The sequence below is a fragment of the Beutenbergia cavernae DSM 12333 genome, assembly GCF_000023105.1.
GTDB classification, from domain to species: Bacteria; Actinomycetota; Actinomycetes; order Actinomycetales; family Beutenbergiaceae; genus Beutenbergia; species Beutenbergia cavernae.
Genome location: NC_012669.1, coordinates 3,227,131 through 3,244,944, shown reverse-complemented (window position 1 = coordinate 3,244,944; position 17,814 = coordinate 3,227,131). Strand labels below are relative to the sequence as shown.

General features: G+C 75.2%; 13 protein-coding genes. 11 read left to right on the top strand and 2 right to left on the bottom strand.

Annotated elements, in window-relative coordinates:
- Positions 1–37: 37 nt before the first annotated feature.
- Positions 38–3,265, top strand: coding sequence for a UrvD/REP family ATP-dependent DNA helicase (locus BCAV_RS14630; RefSeq protein ID WP_245528862.1), 3,228 nt, complete (start codon positions 38–40; stop codon positions 3,263–3,265).
- Positions 3,262–6,672, top strand: a complete 3,411-nt coding sequence (locus BCAV_RS14625; RefSeq protein WP_015883386.1) for an ATP-dependent helicase — start codon at positions 3,262–3,264, stop codon at positions 6,670–6,672. The genes BCAV_RS14630 and BCAV_RS14625 overlap by 4 nt, the downstream gene beginning before the upstream one ends.
- Here BCAV_RS14625 and BCAV_RS14620 read toward each other — a convergent pair whose 3' ends face one another.
- On the bottom strand, positions 6,673–7,833 hold the full coding sequence (locus BCAV_RS14620) for a macrolide 2'-phosphotransferase (protein ID WP_015883385.1): 1,161 nt from the start codon (positions 7,831–7,833) through the stop codon (positions 6,673–6,675).
- Between the two features lie 104 nt (positions 7,834–7,937).
- On the opposite strand from BCAV_RS14620, the gene nudC reads away from it, so the two are divergent.
- On the top strand, positions 7,938–8,885 hold the full coding sequence (nudC, locus tag BCAV_RS14615) for an NAD(+) diphosphatase (RefSeq protein WP_015883384.1): 948 nt from the start codon (positions 7,938–7,940) through the stop codon (positions 8,883–8,885).
- A 2-nt stretch (positions 8,886–8,887) separates the two neighbouring features.
- Here nudC and BCAV_RS14610 read toward each other — a convergent pair whose 3' ends face one another.
- The gene (locus tag BCAV_RS14610; protein ID WP_015883383.1) at positions 8,888–9,148 is read right to left on the bottom strand and encodes a mycoredoxin; all 261 of its coding nucleotides are present in this window, start codon (positions 9,146–9,148) and stop codon (positions 8,888–8,890) included.
- A gap of 134 nt (positions 9,149–9,282) precedes the next feature.
- Between BCAV_RS14610 and BCAV_RS14605 the strand changes: the two genes are divergently transcribed.
- The 8 genes from BCAV_RS14605 (at position 9,283) to BCAV_RS14575 (ending at position 17,807) form a co-directional block, all read left to right on the top strand.
- Positions 9,283–11,307, top strand: coding sequence for an ATP-dependent DNA helicase UvrD2 (locus BCAV_RS14605; RefSeq protein ID WP_083770180.1), 2,025 nt, complete (start codon positions 9,283–9,285; stop codon positions 11,305–11,307).
- A 122-nt stretch (positions 11,308–11,429) separates the two neighbouring features.
- On the top strand, positions 11,430–13,016 hold the full coding sequence (locus BCAV_RS14600) for an alkaline phosphatase D family protein (protein ID WP_144016790.1): 1,587 nt from the start codon (positions 11,430–11,432) through the stop codon (positions 13,014–13,016).
- A 166-nt stretch (positions 13,017–13,182) separates the two neighbouring features.
- Positions 13,183–14,163, top strand: a complete 981-nt coding sequence (locus BCAV_RS14595) for an ABC transporter ATP-binding protein (RefSeq protein WP_015883380.1) — start codon at positions 13,183–13,185, stop codon at positions 14,161–14,163.
- Positions 14,160–15,137, top strand: coding sequence for an ABC-2 transporter permease (locus BCAV_RS14590; RefSeq protein WP_015883379.1), 978 nt, complete (start codon positions 14,160–14,162; stop codon positions 15,135–15,137). The genes BCAV_RS14595 and BCAV_RS14590 overlap by 4 nt, the downstream gene beginning before the upstream one ends.
- A 191-nt stretch (positions 15,138–15,328) precedes the next feature.
- A complete protein-coding gene (locus BCAV_RS14585) occupies positions 15,329–15,559 on the top strand; it encodes a hypothetical protein (protein ID WP_015883378.1) in 231 nt (76 codons plus the stop codon).
- Positions 15,560–15,612: 53 nt separating this feature from the next.
- The gene (locus tag BCAV_RS22285; protein ID WP_083770050.1) at positions 15,613–16,035 is read left to right on the top strand and encodes a WhiB family transcriptional regulator; all 423 of its coding nucleotides are present in this window, start codon (positions 15,613–15,615) and stop codon (positions 16,033–16,035) included.
- A 51-nt stretch (positions 16,036–16,086) separates the two neighbouring features.
- The gene (locus BCAV_RS22280; RefSeq protein ID WP_144016789.1) at positions 16,087–17,037 is read left to right on the top strand and encodes a hypothetical protein; all 951 of its coding nucleotides are present in this window, start codon (positions 16,087–16,089) and stop codon (positions 17,035–17,037) included.
- Positions 17,038–17,180: 143 nt separating this feature from the next.
- Complete coding sequence (locus BCAV_RS14575) at positions 17,181–17,807, top strand: M48 metallopeptidase family protein (protein ID WP_015883376.1); 627 nt, start codon at positions 17,181–17,183, stop codon at positions 17,805–17,807.
- The last annotated feature ends 7 nt before the right edge of the window (positions 17,808–17,814 follow it).

Sequence of the window (17,814 nt, the reverse complement as noted above, 5' to 3'; positions counted from 1 at the left end):
GCCGGGGATGTCGGCGGGGCGTGGTGTCATCGTCGATGTGACGACCTCCGCCTTCGCGCCGCCGCTGTCCTTCGGCGAGCAAGCGGACGGGGTGACGCTCGACGCGAGCCAGCGCGCCGTCGTCGATGCTGCGATCTGGGGTGGGAAGCACGTGGTGCTCGGCGCTCCGGGGTCCGGGCGGACGACGACGGCGGTCGCCGCGTTCGCGGAGCTGGCCGCCGCCGGCGGGGCGGAGGATCTCCTGCTGCTCGTGCCGACCCGTCGGCAGGCCGCGCGGGTGCGCGAGGCTGTGGCGACGGCGGTGCGCCACACCGTCGGGCGCGTGCTCGTGCGCACTCCCGCCTCGCTCGCGTTCTCGGTGCTGCGCTCGCGGGCGACGCTGCTCGGCGAGCCGGCGCCCGCGCTGCTGGTGGGCGCTGACCAGGACCGAATCCTCGCGGAGCTCCTCGCCGGGCACGCCGAGGGCGAGGGCCGGCCGGTGCCGTGGCCGCCGTCCGTGCCCCGCGAGGCGCTCGCGCTGCGCGCGTTCCGCGGTGAGCTGCGGGACGTGCTGATGCGGGCCGCGGAGGCGGGCTGGGACGGTGAGGAGCTCGCGAGGCAGGGGAGACGACGCCGCCGGCCCGAGTGGGTGGCGTGCGCGGCGGTGCTCGCGGAGTACACCGAGATCACGCAGCTCTCGTCGGTGACGCCGGATCGCGGGGCGCAGTACGACGTCGCGACGATCGTCGACGAGGCAGCCCGGGCGCTCGCCACCTGGGAGGCCGATCTGCCGGGTCACGAGCCGCCGCGGTGGCGCACCGTGATCCACGACGACTACCAGGACGCCACGCTTGCCACGGCGCGCCTGCTGGGCACGCTCGCCGGGCACGGCTCCTCCCTGCTGCTGCTGGGCGACCCGGACACGTCCGTCCAGACGTTCCGCGGGGCTGTGCCGTCCCTGGTGGCCCGGGCGGGAGCCGCCGGCTCCGATGTCGGCGCGTTCGGTGCCACCGTGCACACGCTCCGCACGGTCTGGCGCGGCACGCCGGCGCTGCGTTCGCTCGTCGCGTCGCTCAGCGATCACCTGCCGGCCCTCGGCGGTCACGAGCGCCGGCGCGCGGCCGTCGCTCCGGCGGCCACCGGCGTCCCCGACGGGCGCGAGGAGCCCGGCGCGTGGGATCCGGGCCGGATGCGAGGCGACGTCGACCCGCTCGGGAGCGACGCCGTCGAGGTCGCGGTCGTCCGCAGCGCGGGCGAGGAGGCCCGCTTGGTGGCGCGCCGCCTGCGCGAGGTTCGCCTGCGCGACGGCGTCGAGTGGTCCCGGATGGCCGTCGTGGTGCGCCGCACCGCGCAGGTGGCACCGCTGCGCCGCGGTCTGCGCGCGGCAGGAGTGCCCGTGGCGACGGCGTCCGCCGAGGTTCCGCTGCGCGACGAGCCGGCCGTGCGGCCGCTGCTGCGAGCGCTCGCGATGCTGGACGCCGGCACGTGCACGCCGGAGGAGGCGTCGTGGCTGCTGTGCTCGCCGCTCGGCGGGCTCGACGCCGTCGCGCTGCGCGTCCTGCGGCGTGAGCTGCGCCGCGAGGAGATCGCCGGCGGTGGGGAGCGGGCCAGCGACGAGCTCCTGGTCGAGCTGCTCGATGACCCGTCGCGGGCCGCGACGTTGCCGCCGCGGCTGCGGCGCGCGTGCGCGAGGCTGGCCCGGACGCTCGCCCGCGGCGCGGCGGCCGCGGCGGAGCCCGGCGCGAGCGTCGAGACCCTCCTGTGGGCCCTGTGGGACGCGTCCGGTCTGGCGTCGGACTGGCGCGAGCGTGCGCTGGGCAGCGGCCCGACGGCGGAGCGGGCGGACGCCGATCTCGACGCCGTCATCGCGCTGTTCCGGGCGGCCGAGCAGTTCGCCGACCGCACGCCCGGCGCCCGCGCGCCGGACTTCCTCACGTATCTCGAGACGCAGGAGTTCGCCTCCGACACGCTCGCCGCCCGTGGCCGGAGGGCGGAGTCCGTCCCCGTGCTCACGGCGTCGGCCGCGGCCGGGCAGGAGTGGGACGTCGTCGTCGTGGCGGGCGTGCAGGAGGACGTCTGGCCGGACCTGCGTCTGCGCGACTCGCTGCTCGGCGCGCAGGCGGTGGCGGAGGTCGCCGCCGGTCGCGACGCGGCGTCGGCGGGCCCCGCGCAGGCCCGTCGCGCGGTGCTGCACGACGAGCTCCGCATGTTCGTCTCGGCGCTCTCGCGGGCGCGGCGCCGGCTGCTGCTCACGGCTGTGCAGGACGGCGAGACGCGCCCGTCGGAGTTCCTGCGGCTCGCGTCCGCCGGCCCCGCGCCGCGCGCCGACGACGAGCCGGACCACCGCCTGGTCCGGGTCCCGCCCGCGCTCGACCTGCGCGGGCTCGTCGGCGTCCTGCGCGCGGAGACGCTCCGCGGGAGAGCGGCCGACCCGTGGGCGGTGCGTCTGCTCGCGTCGCTCGCGGCCGCGGAGGTGCCGTTCGCGCACCCCGACGCATGGGCGGGCCTCGCGCCGACCTCCACGCCCCAGCAGCTGTGGGCGGACGACGACGTGGTGCCCGTCTCGCCGTCGTCGCTCGAGTATCTGCAGGCGTGCGCGCTGCGGTGGCTCCTGACGACGGCGGGAGGGCGGTCCGGGTCGGCGTTGCCGCAGGAGGTGGGCACGCTCGTGCACGAGATCGCCGCCGACCTCCCGCACGGGGGCGCGGCGGAGCTGCTCGCGGAGCTCGACCGGCGCTGGCCCGCGCTCGGCCTGCCGGAGGGTTGGGCCGCGCGCCGCACCCGGGCCGGTGCCGAGGAGATGGTGCGGCTCCTCGCGGACTACCTCGCCGGCGTGCCCGGCCATGTGGACGTGGAGGTGCCCGTCGACGTCGTCGTCGACCGCGCCCGCATCCGCGGCCGTGTGGACCGCGTGGAGCACACCCAGGACGGCGTGCGGATCGCTGACCTCAAGACCGGCGCCACCGCCGTGACGGCGCAGGAGGCCGAGCACCATCCCCAGCTCGGCGCGTACCAGGCGGCGGCGCGTGCCGGCGCGTTCGACGGCGCCGCGGCCGACGGCGCGCGGCTCGTGTACGTCGGTGCGGGCGGACGCTCCGCCAAGCACCGGCAGCAGGCGGCCCCGCCGCCCGGCGACGAGGACTGGACCCGGGCGATGCTCGCGGAGGCGACGGACGCGATGTCCGCGTCGACGTTCCTCGCGCAGGCGAACCCGTCGTGCGAACGGTGTCCCGTGCGTGCGAGCTGCCCGGTATGGCCAGGCGGCGGGCGGGTGGTCGAGCCGTGAGCGCGCCCGCGCGCGAGGCCGCCCCGGAGTCGCTCCTCGGAGCGCTCGAGCTGGCGCGCCTGCTGGGCAGGCCGGCGCCGACCCCGGAGCAGGTGGCGGTGATCGAGGCGCCCCTCGAGCCGATGCTCGTCGTCGCCGGGGCCGGTTCTGGCAAGACCGCGACGATGACCGACCGTGTGACGTACCTGGTGGCGAACTCGCTCGTGCGCCCGTCGGAGGTGCTGGGCCTGACGTTCACGCGGAAGGCTGCCTCGGAGCTGGCCGAACGCGTCGAGCGGCACCTCGCGCTGCTCCACCGGCACGGGCTCGGCTCCGGCGCGGAACCGGCCGACGCGGAGCTCTCCGGGGCGTCGTCGAGCGCCGGGCTGCTGGGCGAGGACCGGCCGCGGATCTCGACCTACAACGCCTACGCGGGATCCCTCGTCAAGGACTACGGCCTGCGGATCGGCGTCGAGCCCGACGCGGGGCTCATCGGGGACGCCGGCCGGTACCAGCTCGCGGCTCGCGTCGTGGAGTCCTGGGACACGGACCTCGACGTCGACGTCAAGCCGGTCACGGTGATCGGTGCCGTGGCCGACCTGGCCGGCGCGCTCGCGGAGCACCTCCTGACACCGCACGAGGCGGCGGAGGCGATGCTGCGGCTGGCCGACGAGCTGGAGGACAAGGAGCCCGTGGCCCGGGCGAAGGCTCCGATGGCCGGGGTCGCGCGCGTCGTGCGGTCGTTGCGCTCGCGGGCCGCGCTGATGCCGCTGGTCGCGCAGTTCGCCGCGCTCAAGAGCGAGCGGTCGGTGCTCGACTTCGCCGACCAGGTGGCGCTCGCGGCCAGGATCGCCCGCGACGTCCCGGCCGTGGGGGAGGCGGAGCGCACGTCCGCCCGCGTCGTGCTGCTGGACGAGTACCAGGACACGTCGGTCGCGCAGCTCCGCATGCTGCGCGGCCTGTTCGGCGGCGGTCATCCGGTGACGGCGGTCGGCGACCCGCACCAGGGCATCTACGGCTGGCGCGGGGCGTCGGCGGGGTCGCTGCTCGCGTTCGACACGGACTTCCCCCGCGCCGACGGCACGCCCGCGAGCCGCGCGCACCTGACGACGTCGTGGCGCAACGACCGGGCGATCCTGCAGGCGGCGAACCGCGTGGCGCGGGCGCTGCGCTTGGCGGACGAGGACGCGGCTCCGGCCGTGCCCGACGAGGCGGGCGAGTCGGGCACGGCGGGCGAGGCGGGTGCGGCGGGCGACGAGGCATCGACGCCGCCCGGACCTGACCTCGTGCCACCCCTGGCGGCCCGCCCGGACGCGGGTCGCGGCGAGGTGCGCTCGGCGTTCGCCGCGCACCGGCCCGAGGAGGCCGCCACGATCGCGGCGTTCCTGGCCGACCGGTGGCGTCCCGGGCGAGGAACGGCGGCCGTGCTGTGCCGCAAGCGTGACCTGTTCGAGCCGGTGCGCGCCGCCCTCGAGGCAGCGGGCGTGCCGTACCAGGTGGTCGGCCTGGCCGGCCTGCTGCGCACCCCGGAGGTGACCGACGTCCGGGCTGCGCTGCAGGCGGCGTACGACCCGTCGCGCGGGGACGCCCTCATGCGCCTGCTGACCGGACCTGCCGTGGCGCTCGGTCCCGCGGACCTCGTCGCGCTCGCCGACGCCGCGTCGGCACGGACGGTGCGGCGGGCGGGCGACGACGATGCCGGCCGCGGCGGGCGCCGTGAACCGGCGGAGGCGGCGAGCATCGTGGAGGTGCTCGACCAGCTGCCGCCGCCGGGATGGGTGTCACCGTCCGGCAGGTCCCTGTCCGACGAGGGCCGCGCGCGCCTCGTCGGGCTCGCCGCCCAGCTGCGGCGGATCCGCGGCGTGGCGCACCTGCCGATGCCCGACCTCGTGACGGCCACCGAGGAGATCCTCGGCCTCGACGTCGAGGTCGCCGTGCACGAGGCTCGCGCTGGCGCCGGCGGCCGGGCGCGCGCGAACCTCGACGAGCTCGCCGCCGTCGCCGCGGAGTTCGACGCCGGAGCGGCCCTGGCCACGCTCGGCGCGTTCCTCGCCTGGCTGGACGCCGCGGAGGAGCACGAGCGCGGGTTGGAGGCCGCGCACGTCGAGCCGGACCCGGCGGCGGTGCAGGTGCTCACGGTGCACGCCTCGAAGGGGCTCGAGTGGGACGTCGTCGTCGTCGCCGGTCTCACGGAGGGCGACTTCCCGGCCGTCGACGGCGGGGCGAACGGCGTGCGGTCGTCGGCCTGGCTGACCGGCGTCGCGGAGCTGCCGTACCCGCTGCGCGGCGACGTCGACCACCTCCCGGAGCTCGACGTCATCGGCCCCGTCACGCACAAGGACATGGACGTCGCCCGCGAGGAGTTCCGGTCCGCGGCAGGTGAGCGGGAGCTGCTCGAGGAGCGCCGGCTCGCCTACGTCGCGATGACGCGGGCGCGCCACGTGCTGCTGCTCACCGGCTCGTGGTGGGGCACCCGCAAGACCACCCTGACGCCGTCGCGGTTCCTGCGCGAGGTGGTGGCCGACGGCTCGGCGGTCCCGCTTCCCCCGCCCTGGGGCGGGACGCTGGACGCCGCGCCGGCGGAGGCGGCGCCCGCCGAACCCGCCCGGGCGATGTGGCCGGCGGAGCCGGGCGGCGCCACGGCCCAGGCGCTGCGGGATGCCGCCTCGGGCGTCCGGTCGTGGCTGGCGGCGGGCTCCGACCGGCTCGACCTGGAGCCCGGGGCAGAGCCGAGCGCCCGCGCGCGGGAGTGGCTCTGGCAGGCGCGCGCTCTGCTCGACGAGCGGGAGGCCGCGGCCGGTGAGGCGCTGCCGGCGGACCCGCCCGGGCACCTGTCCGCGTCCGCGGTGGTGCAGCTGGCTCGCGACCCGGAGGCCTTCGCCCGGGCTCGCCGGCGGCCGGTGCCGGCGGAGCCGAACCCGAACGCCCGGCGCGGTACCCGCTTCCACGCGTGGGTCGAGCAGCACTTCGCGGCCGCGGCGCTGCTCGACGTCGACGATCTGGACGACGAGGCCACCGACGCGGACCTCGACGTGCTGCGGCGTGCCTTCCTCGCGTCCGACTGGGCCGCGCGCACGCCGATCGCCGTCGAGGCCGACGTGGAGACGCCGCTGCGCGACGGCACGCTCGTGCGGTGCCGCATCGACGCCGTCTTCCCGGGGCGCAGGAGCGGCCAGGAGGTGCACGTCGTGGACTGGAAGACCGGCACCCCGGCCGCTGACCGCTCCGCTCGGGAGGCCCGCGAGGTGCAGCTCGCGCTGTACCGGCTCGCCTGGTCGCGTCTCCACGGGGTCCCGGTCGAGCGGATCGCCGCGTCGTTTGTGTTCGTCGGGGCGGACGACGGCGTCGTGACCCACGACGCCCCGATGCTCAGCGAGCTGGAGATCGAGGACCTGGTGGGCCGGCACCTCGCCGAGCTGCGGGCCTGATCAGTCGGACTGGTCGTCGCGCTGCGCGAGGTGCGCGGCGTGGGGGAGCTCCTGCGTGGGCTGCGTGTCCCCGGGGCCGGGCGGCCGCGGCCCGCGCATCGCCGACGTCGCCGGCCGCGCCGGGGCGCTCGTCGCGGGGTCGGTCGGTGCGTCACCGGTGCTGCCGCCGGAACGGGGCGCCTGGGCGGCGATGTCCGGCGCGCCGTCGACGGCGTCGTCCAGCTCGCGCAGCATCGCGAGGGCGTCCTCGACGACGGCGGGCTCGTCGTGCCGCAACCCGTGGAGCAGCCACCTGCCGAGGGCGAGCTCGCTGGCGAGCTGGGCGCGGGGCACGAGGTTCGCGTCCCCGCGTTCCGTCCGCGCGAGCGCGTAGGCCTCGAGGATCGCCTCGAGCGCGTCCTCGGGAGCCGCCGCGACGAGCCACGCGAGGTCGTCCGCCGGGTCCGCGACCCGGGCGTCGGCGAAGTCGATGACGCCGACGATGCGGTCGCCGTCCACGAGCACGTGCTCGGCGGCGAGATCGCCGTGCACCGGCGTCGCGCGGAACCGCCACAGCGCGACGTCCTCCAGGGCGCGTTCCCACCGGCGCAGCAGCGGGGCTGGGACGAGGCCGGTACGGGCGATCTCGTCGACCTCCGCGAGGCGACGACGGCGGTAGGAGTCGGCGTCGTAGACGGGCAGCCCCGAGTCCGCGACGACGTCGGTGGGAAGCTCGTGCAACGCGGCGACCGCCCGTCCGAGCCCGGCGGCGAGGCCGGGGCCGGGAGCCAGATCCTCGAGAGGGAGCGCCCGGCCGGGGAGCTCGCGGTAGACCATGGCGCGGCCGCCCTCGGGGAGCGGCGCGAACCCGACCGGCCGCGGCACCTCGAACGGCAGGTCGCCGTCGTCGACGGCGCTCGCGAGGGCGCCGAGCAGCGCCACCTCGCCCTCCAGGGCCGCCCCGGCGGCGTCGTGACGCGGGCTGCGCACCACCCAGCTGCGCCCCTCGGCGTCGAGCAGCCCGGCCACCTCGAAGTCGGCGCCCACCGACTGCGGGGCGCGCGTGGCGACGACGTCCAGGCCGGACACAGCCGCCGTCGCCAGAGCCGCCAGCGCGAGCGGGGACCGGGCCGGGCGGGGCTCGGTCGCGGGGGGTGCTGCGCGGTCGTCGTCCTCGGGCACGCAGCCACGGTATGCCAGTGCGGCCCCCGCGGCCCGGTCGCGACGCGCCGTCAGCGCCCAGCTCGCCGCGCCGTGAGGCCGGATCCGGCCGTTAGCGTGGTGTCGTGCTCGAGCAGCTGCCCCTCGCCAGGTCCACCGTCGATCGCGACGCGGCGGCCCGCGTCCGCCCCGATCTCCTGACGGAGTCGTGGGGCGCCGCCGGGACGCGGGTGGTGCTCGTCCATCGCGCGCGGCTCGCGGCCGCCGTCGACGGCCTCGACCTGACGGCCGCCGCCGACCTCGACCTCGAGCCACCGACGACGGGCACGCTGCACTACCTCGGCCGGGACGAGAGCGGGGCGTACCTCTCCTGGGTGCTGCCGGACGACGTCGCCCGCGAAGCGGACCTCGAGGGCGTGCCGGTGCACCCGGAGGCGAGGCTCGTCGCGGCGGCGACGTGGCGTGGCCTGCGCGAGATCGGGGACACGCTCCCGGCCCGCGACGCCGGGCTGGCCACGGCCGCGGTCGCCCTCGCGGAGTGGCGCGAACGGCACGTGCGCTGCCCGCGGTGCGGAGAGAGCACGCAGCTCGTGGAGGCCGGCTGGGTGGCGCAGTGCGTGGCGGACGGCTCCCTGCACTACCCGCGCACCGACGCCGCCGTGATCATGACCGTGCAGGATGCGGCCGGCCGGCTCCTCCTCGGGCACGCGGCGCACTGGCCGGAGCGTCGGTTCTCGACGCTCGCCGGGTACGTGGAGCCCGGGGAGAACCTCGAGGCGGCGGTGCGGCGCGAGGTGGCCGAGGAGGTCGGCCTCGTCGTCGATCGCGTCACCTACCGCGGGTCGCAGCCCTGGCCGTTCCCGGCCTCGCTCATGGTCGGGTTCGACGCGTGGCTGGGCGACGGCGTCCCCGACATCGTGCAGGTGGACGGCGTCGAGCTCACCGAGGCGCGGTGGTTCACGCCGGACGAGCTGGCCGCCGACGTCGCGGCGGGGCGCGTCCTGCTGCCGCCGCGCTCGTCGATCGCCCTCGCCCTGATCGAGGAGTGGTTCGGCGGCCCCCTCGCGCCGTGACCTCAGACGCCGAGGCGCTGCTTCACCTCGGCCAGCGACGGGTTGGTCGCGGAGGACCCGTCCGGGAACAGCAGCGTCGGGACCGTCTGGTTCCCGCCGTTCACCTGCTCGACGAACGAGGCGGCCTCGGGCTCGAGCTCGATGTTGACCTCGGTGTAGGCGATGCCTTCCCGGTCCAGCTGCGACTTGAGCCGCCGGCAGTAGCCGCACCACGTCGTGGAGTACATGGTCACGGTGCCCGTCTCCGGCGTCGCCTGGGTCATCGGGGTCCTCTCTCGCTTCGTGCGTGGTCACCGGCGTCAACCGCCGGGCTGTCCACATCATTCCGGCTCCCCGTCGAGCTGTCGGCGCAGCCTGCGAGGATGACGTGGTGACTGTGCCGGTGACCGACGCCAGGATGCTCCTCGATGCGCTCGACGACGACCAGCGCGCCGTCGCGTCCTCCCTCACCGGCCCGTTGTGCGTGCTGGCCGGTGCCGGCACCGGCAAGACCCGCGCCATCACGTACCGGATCGCGCACGGCGTGCAGGCCGGAGCGTTCGAGGCCTCGCGGGTGCTGGCCGTGACGTTCACGGCGCGCGCCGCGGGGGAGATGCGGTCGCGGCTGCGGGACCTCGGTGTGGGCGGTGTGCAGGCGCGCACGTTCCACGCGGCGGCGCTCCGCCAGCTGTCCTACTTCTGGCCGGACGCCGTGGGCGGGTCGCTGCCGCGGATCGCCGAGTACAAGGCGCCGCTGGTCGGCGAGGCGAGCGGGCGTCTGGGGCTCGGAGCGGACCGGCTCGCCATCCGAGACCTCGCGTCCGAGATCGAGTGGGCGAAGGTCAGCCTCGTGACGGCCGACGACTACGTGCGGGCCGCCTCCGCCGCCGGGAGGCCCGGCGCGGCCGGGCACGACCTGACCACCGTGGCCCGCCTCCTCACGATGTACGAGGAGTGCAAGACCGAGCGCGGGGTCATCGACTTCGAGGACGTCCTGCTCCTGACGGTCGGGATCCTCGCGGAGCGGGACGACGTCGCCCGCGCCGTGCGCGCGCAGTACCGCCACTTCGTGGTGGACGAGTACCAGGACGTCTCGCCGCTGCAGCAGCGGCTCCTCGAGCTGTGGCTGGGTGAGCGCCGCGAGCTGTGCGTGGTGGGCGACGTGTCCCAGACGATCTACTCGTTCACCGGTGCGTCGCCGCGCTACCTCACGGACTTCCCGCGCCGGTACCCGGAGGCCGACGTCGTCCGGCTCGTGCGTGACTACCGGTCGACGCCGCAGGTGGTCCGCCTGGCCAACGACGTGCTCGCCCGAGCCGGCCGCGCACGGTCCAGTGCCGCCGTCGAGCTCGTGGCGCAGCGGCCGTCAGGGCCGGCACCGACGTTCGACGCCTACGACGACGACGCCGCGGAGGCCCAGGCGATCGCGCGGCGGATCGCGGCGCTGGTCGCCGGCGGGGTCCGGACCAGCGAGATCGCGATCCTGTACCGCACGAACGCGCAGGCGGAGGCGTTCGAGCAGGCGCTCGCCCAGGCCGGCATCGGGTACCTGGTCCGGGGCGGCGAGCGCTTCTTCGCGCGGCGTGAGGTGCGCGAGGCGGTCGTGCTCCTGCGTGGCGCCGCACGCGCCGCGGACGAGCGGCCGGTGGGCGAGATCGTGCGCGACGTGCTCGGCGGTGCGGGCTGGTCCGCGCAGGCTCCGACGGCGCGCGGAGCGGTGCGGGAGCGGTGGGAGTCGCTCGACGCGCTCGTCCAGCTCGCCGACGACCTGCACGAGCGGCGCGACGCCGACCTGCCGGCCCTGCTCGCGGAGCTCGACGAACGCGCGGCGGCTCAGCACGCGCCGACGGTGGAGGGCGTCACCCTGGCGTCGCTGCACGCGGCGAAAGGCCTCGAGTGGGACGCCGTCTTCCTCGCCGGGGTCAGCGACGGGCTCCTGCCGATCTCGCTCGCCGAGGGTGACGAGGCGATCGCCGAGGAGCGCCGGCTCCTGTACGTCGGCGTCACCCGGGCCCGGGAGCATCTCGCCCTGTCGTTCGGACGGGCGCGGACGCCGGGAGGCCGGGCTACCCGCAAGCCGTCCCGGTTCCTCGACGGGATCTGGCCGGGTGACGGCACGGCGGGCCAGGGCAGCGAGCGGTCGCGGCGGAAGGCGCGGGCACAGGCGCTCGCCGCCGCGCTCGACGACGGCGAGGCCGATCCCGAGGTGTTCGAGCGGCTGCGGGCGTGGCGCGCGGACGTCGCGCGCGAGACGAGCAAGCCCGCGTACACGATCCTGCACGACACCACGCTCGTGGCGATCGCGACGGCGAAGCCTCGCGACCTGCGCCAGCTCGCGGTGCTGCGGGGGATCGGCGCCGCGAAGCTCGAGGCGTACGGAAGCGCCGTGCTCGCCCTCGTGCGCGGGGAACCGCTGCCCGTGGACAGCTCCGGCGGGCGGTGACGGCTCGCGACGCTCGTCACGCGCCGGCGCCCACCGCCCGTGGACTGTGACCGACGACACACCGCGAGTGATCCCGCCCTCGTTCGGCACACCTCCCTAGGGTCGCTGATCGTGTGATTCCGATGACCCGGAGGTCAGCTGTGCCCGTCCAGCCGCTCGCTCTGCCCCGCCGCTCGTTCCTCACGCTCACCGGCGTGGCCGCCGGATCGGCCGTCATGCTCGGCACCGAGCCGGCCCTCGCTGGTCCCGGGCAGCTCCCCACCGATCCGCTGTTCACGCTCGGCGTGGCGTCCGGCGACCCGCACCCCGACGGGGTCGTCCTGTGGACGCGACTGGCGCCCGAGCCGTTGGCGCTCGACGGACTGGGCGGGATGCCGGACATCGCCGTCAACGTGGCGTGGGACGTGGCGGAGGACGAGGGGTTCCGTCGCGTCGTGCGGCGCGGCGTCGAACGGGCGACGGCGTCGTGGGGCCACAGCGTGCACGCGGAGGTCCGCGGACTGCGTCCTGATCGCGTGTACTGGTTCCGGTTCCGCGCGGGTGGCCAGGTGAGTCCGGTCGGGCGCACCCGCACCGCGCCCGCCCGGGGCGCCCGCCTCGGTGACGTGACGTTCGCGTTCGCGAGCTGCCAGAACGTCCCGGACGGGTACTTCACGGCTCTGCGGCACCTCGCGACCGAGGACGTCGACTTCATCCTGCACCTCGGCGACTACATCTACGAGGGCAGCTCAGCGGGGTCGATCGGTCGCCCGCACCTCCCCGCGGCGGAGGTCTTCTCGCTCAGCGACTACCGGATCCGGTACTCGCAGTACAAGCTCGACGTCGACCTCCAGGCGGCGCACGCTGCTGCCCCGTGGATCGTGGCCCCGGACGACCACGACGTCGAGAACAACTGGGCTGGTGACCATTCGCAGCCGGACAGCGAGCCGGACCAGGACCCGGCGGTGTTCCGGTTGCGGCGCGCCGCGGCCTACCAGGCGTACTACGAGAACCTCCCGATGCGGCGCTCGTCGATGCCGCGCGGGCCGGAGATGCAGGTCTTCCGGCGCCTGCAGTTCGGCGACCTGCTCCAGCTCGACGTGCTCGACACGCGCCGGTTCCGCGACCAGCTGCTGACGGACCAGTCCCAGCGCTGGGATCCCGCGCGGCAGATCCTCGGCGCGGAGCAGGAGGCGTGGCTGCTCGCGGGACTCGGCGCCGCGACGGCCAGATGGAAGGTGCTCGGCAACCAGGTGTTCATGTTCGACGCCGACCACACCGCCGGCGAGGGCGAGCGGTACGGGATGGACACGTGGGGCGGTTACGCAGCTGCCCGGCAGCGCCTGTTCGACGGGCTGGTCGAGCGCGATGTCGAGAACTTCCTCGTCGTGACCGGGGACGCGCACCGCAGTGCCGCGTCGGACCTCAAGCTGGACTTCGCCGACATGTCCTCGCGCACCGTGGGCACCGAGTTCCTGGGGACGTCGATCAGCTCGGGCAAGGACGGCGCGGACATGGACGACCTCGGTGCGGTGTGGCTGGCCGAGAACCCGTTCCTGTCCTTCCACAACGCCCAGCGTGGGTACCAGGTGTGCCGGCTGGGACGCGACGAGATGCGGACCGACTACCGGGTGGTGCCCTTCGTCAGCGAGCCCGGGGCGGCGGTCTCGACACGGGCGAGCGTCTACGTGCAGTCCGGCCGCGCCGGCGTGGCGCACGTCAGCGAGTAGCCACGAGGCCCGTCCGTTCCTCGGCCGCGGGACGGCCGTGGGCTCGAGGTGCGACATCCCGTGCCGCGAAAGAGCCGTGCGAAGTCGCCCATGTGCGGGTGCCCCGACGACTATGGTTGCTGCGAAACCCCGGCGTCGTGGCGGGACGGATCAGCAGGGAGGCGTCGTGGCCGATGCGTCGACGGAGTGGGCGGTCCAGACCCGGGAGCTCCGGAAGACGTATCTGACGCGCCGCGGCCGCCGGGTCGCCGTCGACGGACTCGACCTGCGCGTCCCCGTCGGCGGCGTGCACGGCTTCCTCGGGCCGAACGGCTCCGGCAAGACCACGACCATCCGCATGCTGCTGGGCCTCGCCCGCGCCGACTCCGGGCGGATGCGCATCTTCGGCCGGCCGGTGCCGCACGAGCTGCCCGACGTCGTCTCGCGCGTCGGCGCGATCGTCGAGTCGCCGAAGTTCTTCCCGTCCTTCACCGGGGCGAAGAACCTCTCGCTGCTCGCGGAGGCCATCGACGTCGGCCGTGCTCGTGTGGAGACGGTGCTGGGCCAGACCGGCCTCACGGATCGCGCGGGCGATCGGTACAAGACCTACTCGCTCGGCATGAAGCAGCGGCTCGCGATCGCGGCCACCTTGCTGAAGGAGCCCGACCTCCTGATCTTCGACGAACCGACGAACGGCCTCGACCCGGCGGGCATCCACGAGATCCGGGCCACGATGCGCCGGCTCGCGGACGAAGGACGCACGGTGCTCGTGAGCAGCCACATCCTCGCGGAGGTCGAACAGGTCGCGGACACCGTGTCCATCATCGGCCGGGGCCGGCTGCTGGCGTCCGGCACCGTCGAGGCGATCGTGGGCCAGCGGACCGCCGCCGTCAGGGTGGGGATCGCCGATCCCGGGGCGGCGCGCGACGTGCTCACGGCGTCCGGGCTCGCGGTGCGCGACGACGACGGTCACCTCGTGGTCGACGGCGAGGCGGATCCCGCTCGCATCACGTACCTCTTGGCGACGCACGGCCTGTACGTGCATGAGCTGACCCGCGTCCGCGCCGGCCTCGAGTCCGTGTTCCTGGACCTCACCCGCGAGGAGCATCTCGGCGCACAGGGTGACGTCGGGGAGGAACCCGCGACCACGGCGGGGGTGGCGCGATGAGCCGCCTCGTCCGTGTCGAGCTGCGTCGGCTCGTCGCTCGGCGTGCCGTGGTGCTCGGCGTGCTGGCGGCACTCGCCGGCGTTGCCGTGGCCCTCGTGGGTGCGTGGAACTACGCGCGTCCGCTGACCGCCGCAGAGCAGGAGCTCGCGGAGCAGCAGTGGCAGCTGCAGGTCGAGGACTGGGAGGAGAACGGGGAGCGCTACATCGCGGACTGCCGGGAGCAGGAGGAGGCGGAGAGCGAGGCCACCGGCGAGGACGTCGACTTCGGCTGTGACTCGATCACCGCACCCGAGCGCGAGTGGTTCTTCCCCCAGCCGGCCACGTTCGAGGAGTTCACGGCGAACGCCCTGGGATCCTCGGGTCTGCTCGTCGTCGCACTCGCCCTGTTCGTCGGGGCGACGTTCACGGCGGCGGAGTTCGCCACCGGCAGCATGGGGAACTGGTTGACGTTCGAGCCACGGCGCGGCCGGGTCTACGCGAGCAAGCTCATCGCGGTGTCGCTCGCGGCGGTTGTCGTCTCCGCACTCCTGGTGGCGCTGCAGGTCGGCGGCACGGCGTTCGCGTACGCGCAGAACGGGCTCGACGTGGCGTTCACCGCCGACCTCGCATGGACGGCCGTGCGTCTCGCCGCCCTCGGTGCGCTGTCCGCCGTCGTCGGCGCCTCGCTCGGTGTCCTGCTCCGCCACACCGCAGCGGTGCTCGGCGTCGTCGCCGCCTACGCGATCGTCGACGGCATGACCTCGGGCACGGTTGCGTGGCTGCAGCCCTGGAAGGTGCTCCTGAACCTCCAGAGCTGGATCCTCGACGGCGCGAGCTACTGGGTGCAGGAGTGCACGGTCTCGGAGACCGGGACGATGTGCGAGGGAATCGAGCGCACCGTGTCGCTCGGGCACAGCGCCGCGTACCTGCTGGGGGCGACGGCGCTGATCGCCCTGGTCGGCGTGCTCGTGTTCCGCCGCCGCGACGTGAGTTGAGGCCCGCGGCGGCAGGGGCTGAGCGAGAGCTCCGGAGCGACCGCCGGCGGGCTCGACGAGACCTCTCAGAAACTCGTCGATAAATACGTTTGCACCTCCGGCGGGGCCGGGCTTAGGCTCGTGAACCGTTCGAAGAGACCGGTCCTGCCTAGCCAGCACACGGACCCGCACGGAGAGGGGGTGAGACCCAGATGGAGACCACCTACGCAGCGCAGCTGCTCGCCGACGACGCCATGCGCCGTCCCGTCTTCTCTGACCTCGCCCTCTGCGGTTCGGGGCTGGCCAAGATGGCACGGATCTCGCCGTCCGGCGCCGATGCCCGGGGTACACGTGTGCCCGCGGGCGTTCTCGGTGGCCGCGGACGGTTCGGCGTCCCGGCCCCGATCAGCGCCCGGCTCCGCGCCATGAGCGTCGTCCGCTAGAAGCATCTAGCACGACCTCCGCCGCGTAGCCCATCGGCCGCGGCTCCCACTTCATGCGCGATGCGCATCCGAGTGGTTCGCGGCCCACGCCCCACCCTCTCGAACTTCTTCTGCTGGAGATTCCCGTGCAGCTCACATCCCTGATCGAGAACCCGATCCAGGGTGGTTCAGCGACCTGGCCGCCGATCGCGTCCGTCGCCCCGACGACTGACCTGATCGGCTCCACCTCCCTGCCCTGCCAGGAGCCCGACGTCCGTGACCTCTGGTTCGCCGAGCGCGGTGACGACGTCGAGCGGGCCAAGGCCCTGTGCGCCGACTGCCCGCTCCGCGTCGAGTGCCTCGCGGGCGCCGTCAGCCGGCGCGAGCCGTGGGGCGTCTGGGGCGGCGAGGTGTTCGTGGACGGCGTCGTCGTCGCGCGCAAGCGCGGCCGCGGCCGTCCGCGCAAGGCCGAGGTGGCGGCGTCCACCGCGGCCTGACGGGCGCTGGATCACCGAACGGAACGCACCCTCGCTGCACCCGCAGCGAGGGTGCGTTTCCCATGTCCGGATCCGCCCGAACGGCGTGAAAGGATCGACCTCGATGGTCGTGGCGACCGTCGCGGGCACGCGGCCGTCCAGCTCGGCGAGGACGTCCCGGACCAGCAGCGACGCCGCGAGGTGCAGCGTCACGGACTCAGGTTCCACCGGATCGTCGCCGGCGAGCTGCGTGGCCACGACCGGCCACCGGGCGTCGCGGTCGGTGCGGTGCAGGTCCACGCAACGCAGGCACGCCGTGCGCCCGGGCTCGACGAACGGCCCGACCACCACGTCGAGTTCACGCGAGAGCACCGACACGTGGGTCACGTCCTCGCGCATGAGCGCCGCGGCCCGCCAGGGGTGGGCGACGCCGGACGAGACGAGGACGGCGACGTCCGGCCGCGCGTCGCCGCGTGCGCTAACCCGCACGCCCGGCTGCGCACGGCGCAGCGCACCGACGCCGGCGACCCCGCGGGGTACGCCCACGTCCGAGGCGAGGTAGCCGGGCGGGCCGACGTCGGCCGGGCCCACCGGCGCGTCGTCGTCCAGCAGGATCGTCCCGACGCCAGCTCCCGCGAGCAGGGAGCCGATCGTGATGCCGAGCCGGTCGGCACCGAGCACGGCCACGCACGCCGCGGAACGGGCACGAACCGGCCTCCCGGAGGAGCTCCCGACGCCCACGGCGCGTTCCCAGAACGACCCGTCGGGGAGGTCCGGGGCGTCGTCCGCCTCGACGACGACGCCGGCGCGCAGAAGGGTCTCCACGAGCGCCGAGGCCCGGTCGGCGCCGACCCCGTTCGCCCGGGCGGCTCGCCGCAGATCGGCCCCGTGCTCGATCGGCCGGACGAGGCGCTCGCACAGCGCCTGCTCACCGCGGGTGAGGCCCCGGAGCGAGAACGCCCGGCGCGCGTCGGTGCCGAACTGGGTGACGCCGTCCTCGCGCCACAGCACCCGGATCCCTGATCTCAGCCTCATCGCGACCTCCCGCGTCGACGAGCCCGAGCGTGTCAGCCGAGAAGCGGCGCGTGTGCGCTCCGTCCCCAGCCTGTGGACGACGGGCGGCGTGCTGCGAGCGAACGCGCCGCGCGCCCGGTAGGTTGCACCGCGTGGAGCCCGACGCGGCGGAGATCGCGCCCGAGGTGGAGGTTCGCCGGAGTCGCCGACGGACCCGCACCGTCACGGCGTTCCGCGAGCGCGGGCGCGTGGTCGTCGCGATCCCGGCGCGGTTCTCCCGCGCCGAGGAGGCCGCCTGGGTCGAGCGCATGGTCGCGCGCCTCGAGCGCACCGAGCGACGTCGACGCCCCTCCGACGACGAGCTCGTCACCCGGGCCGCGCGGCTCTCCTCCACGTACCTCGGCGGCGCGGTCCGCCCGACGTCGGTCGCGTGGGTCGGCAACCAGGGGCGCCGGTGGGGTTCGTGCAGCCCGTCGAACGGGTCGATCCGCATCAGCGACAGGTTGCGCGGCATGCCCACGTGGGTGCTGGACTACGTGCTGCTGCACGAGCTCGCGCACCTCGTCGACGCCGGGCACGGACCTGCCTTCTGGGCGCTGCTCGAGGGGTATCCGCACACCGAGCGGGCGCGCGGCTTCCTCAGCGGCGTCTCGTTCGCGCAGCAGGACGGCTCCGCCGGTGGCGACGGTTTCGCGGACGCCGACGGATTCGGAGATGACGACGACGGTTTCGGGGACGACGGCGACGCCGACGACGTCCTCGCCGGCCCGCGCGCCTGACCCGGTC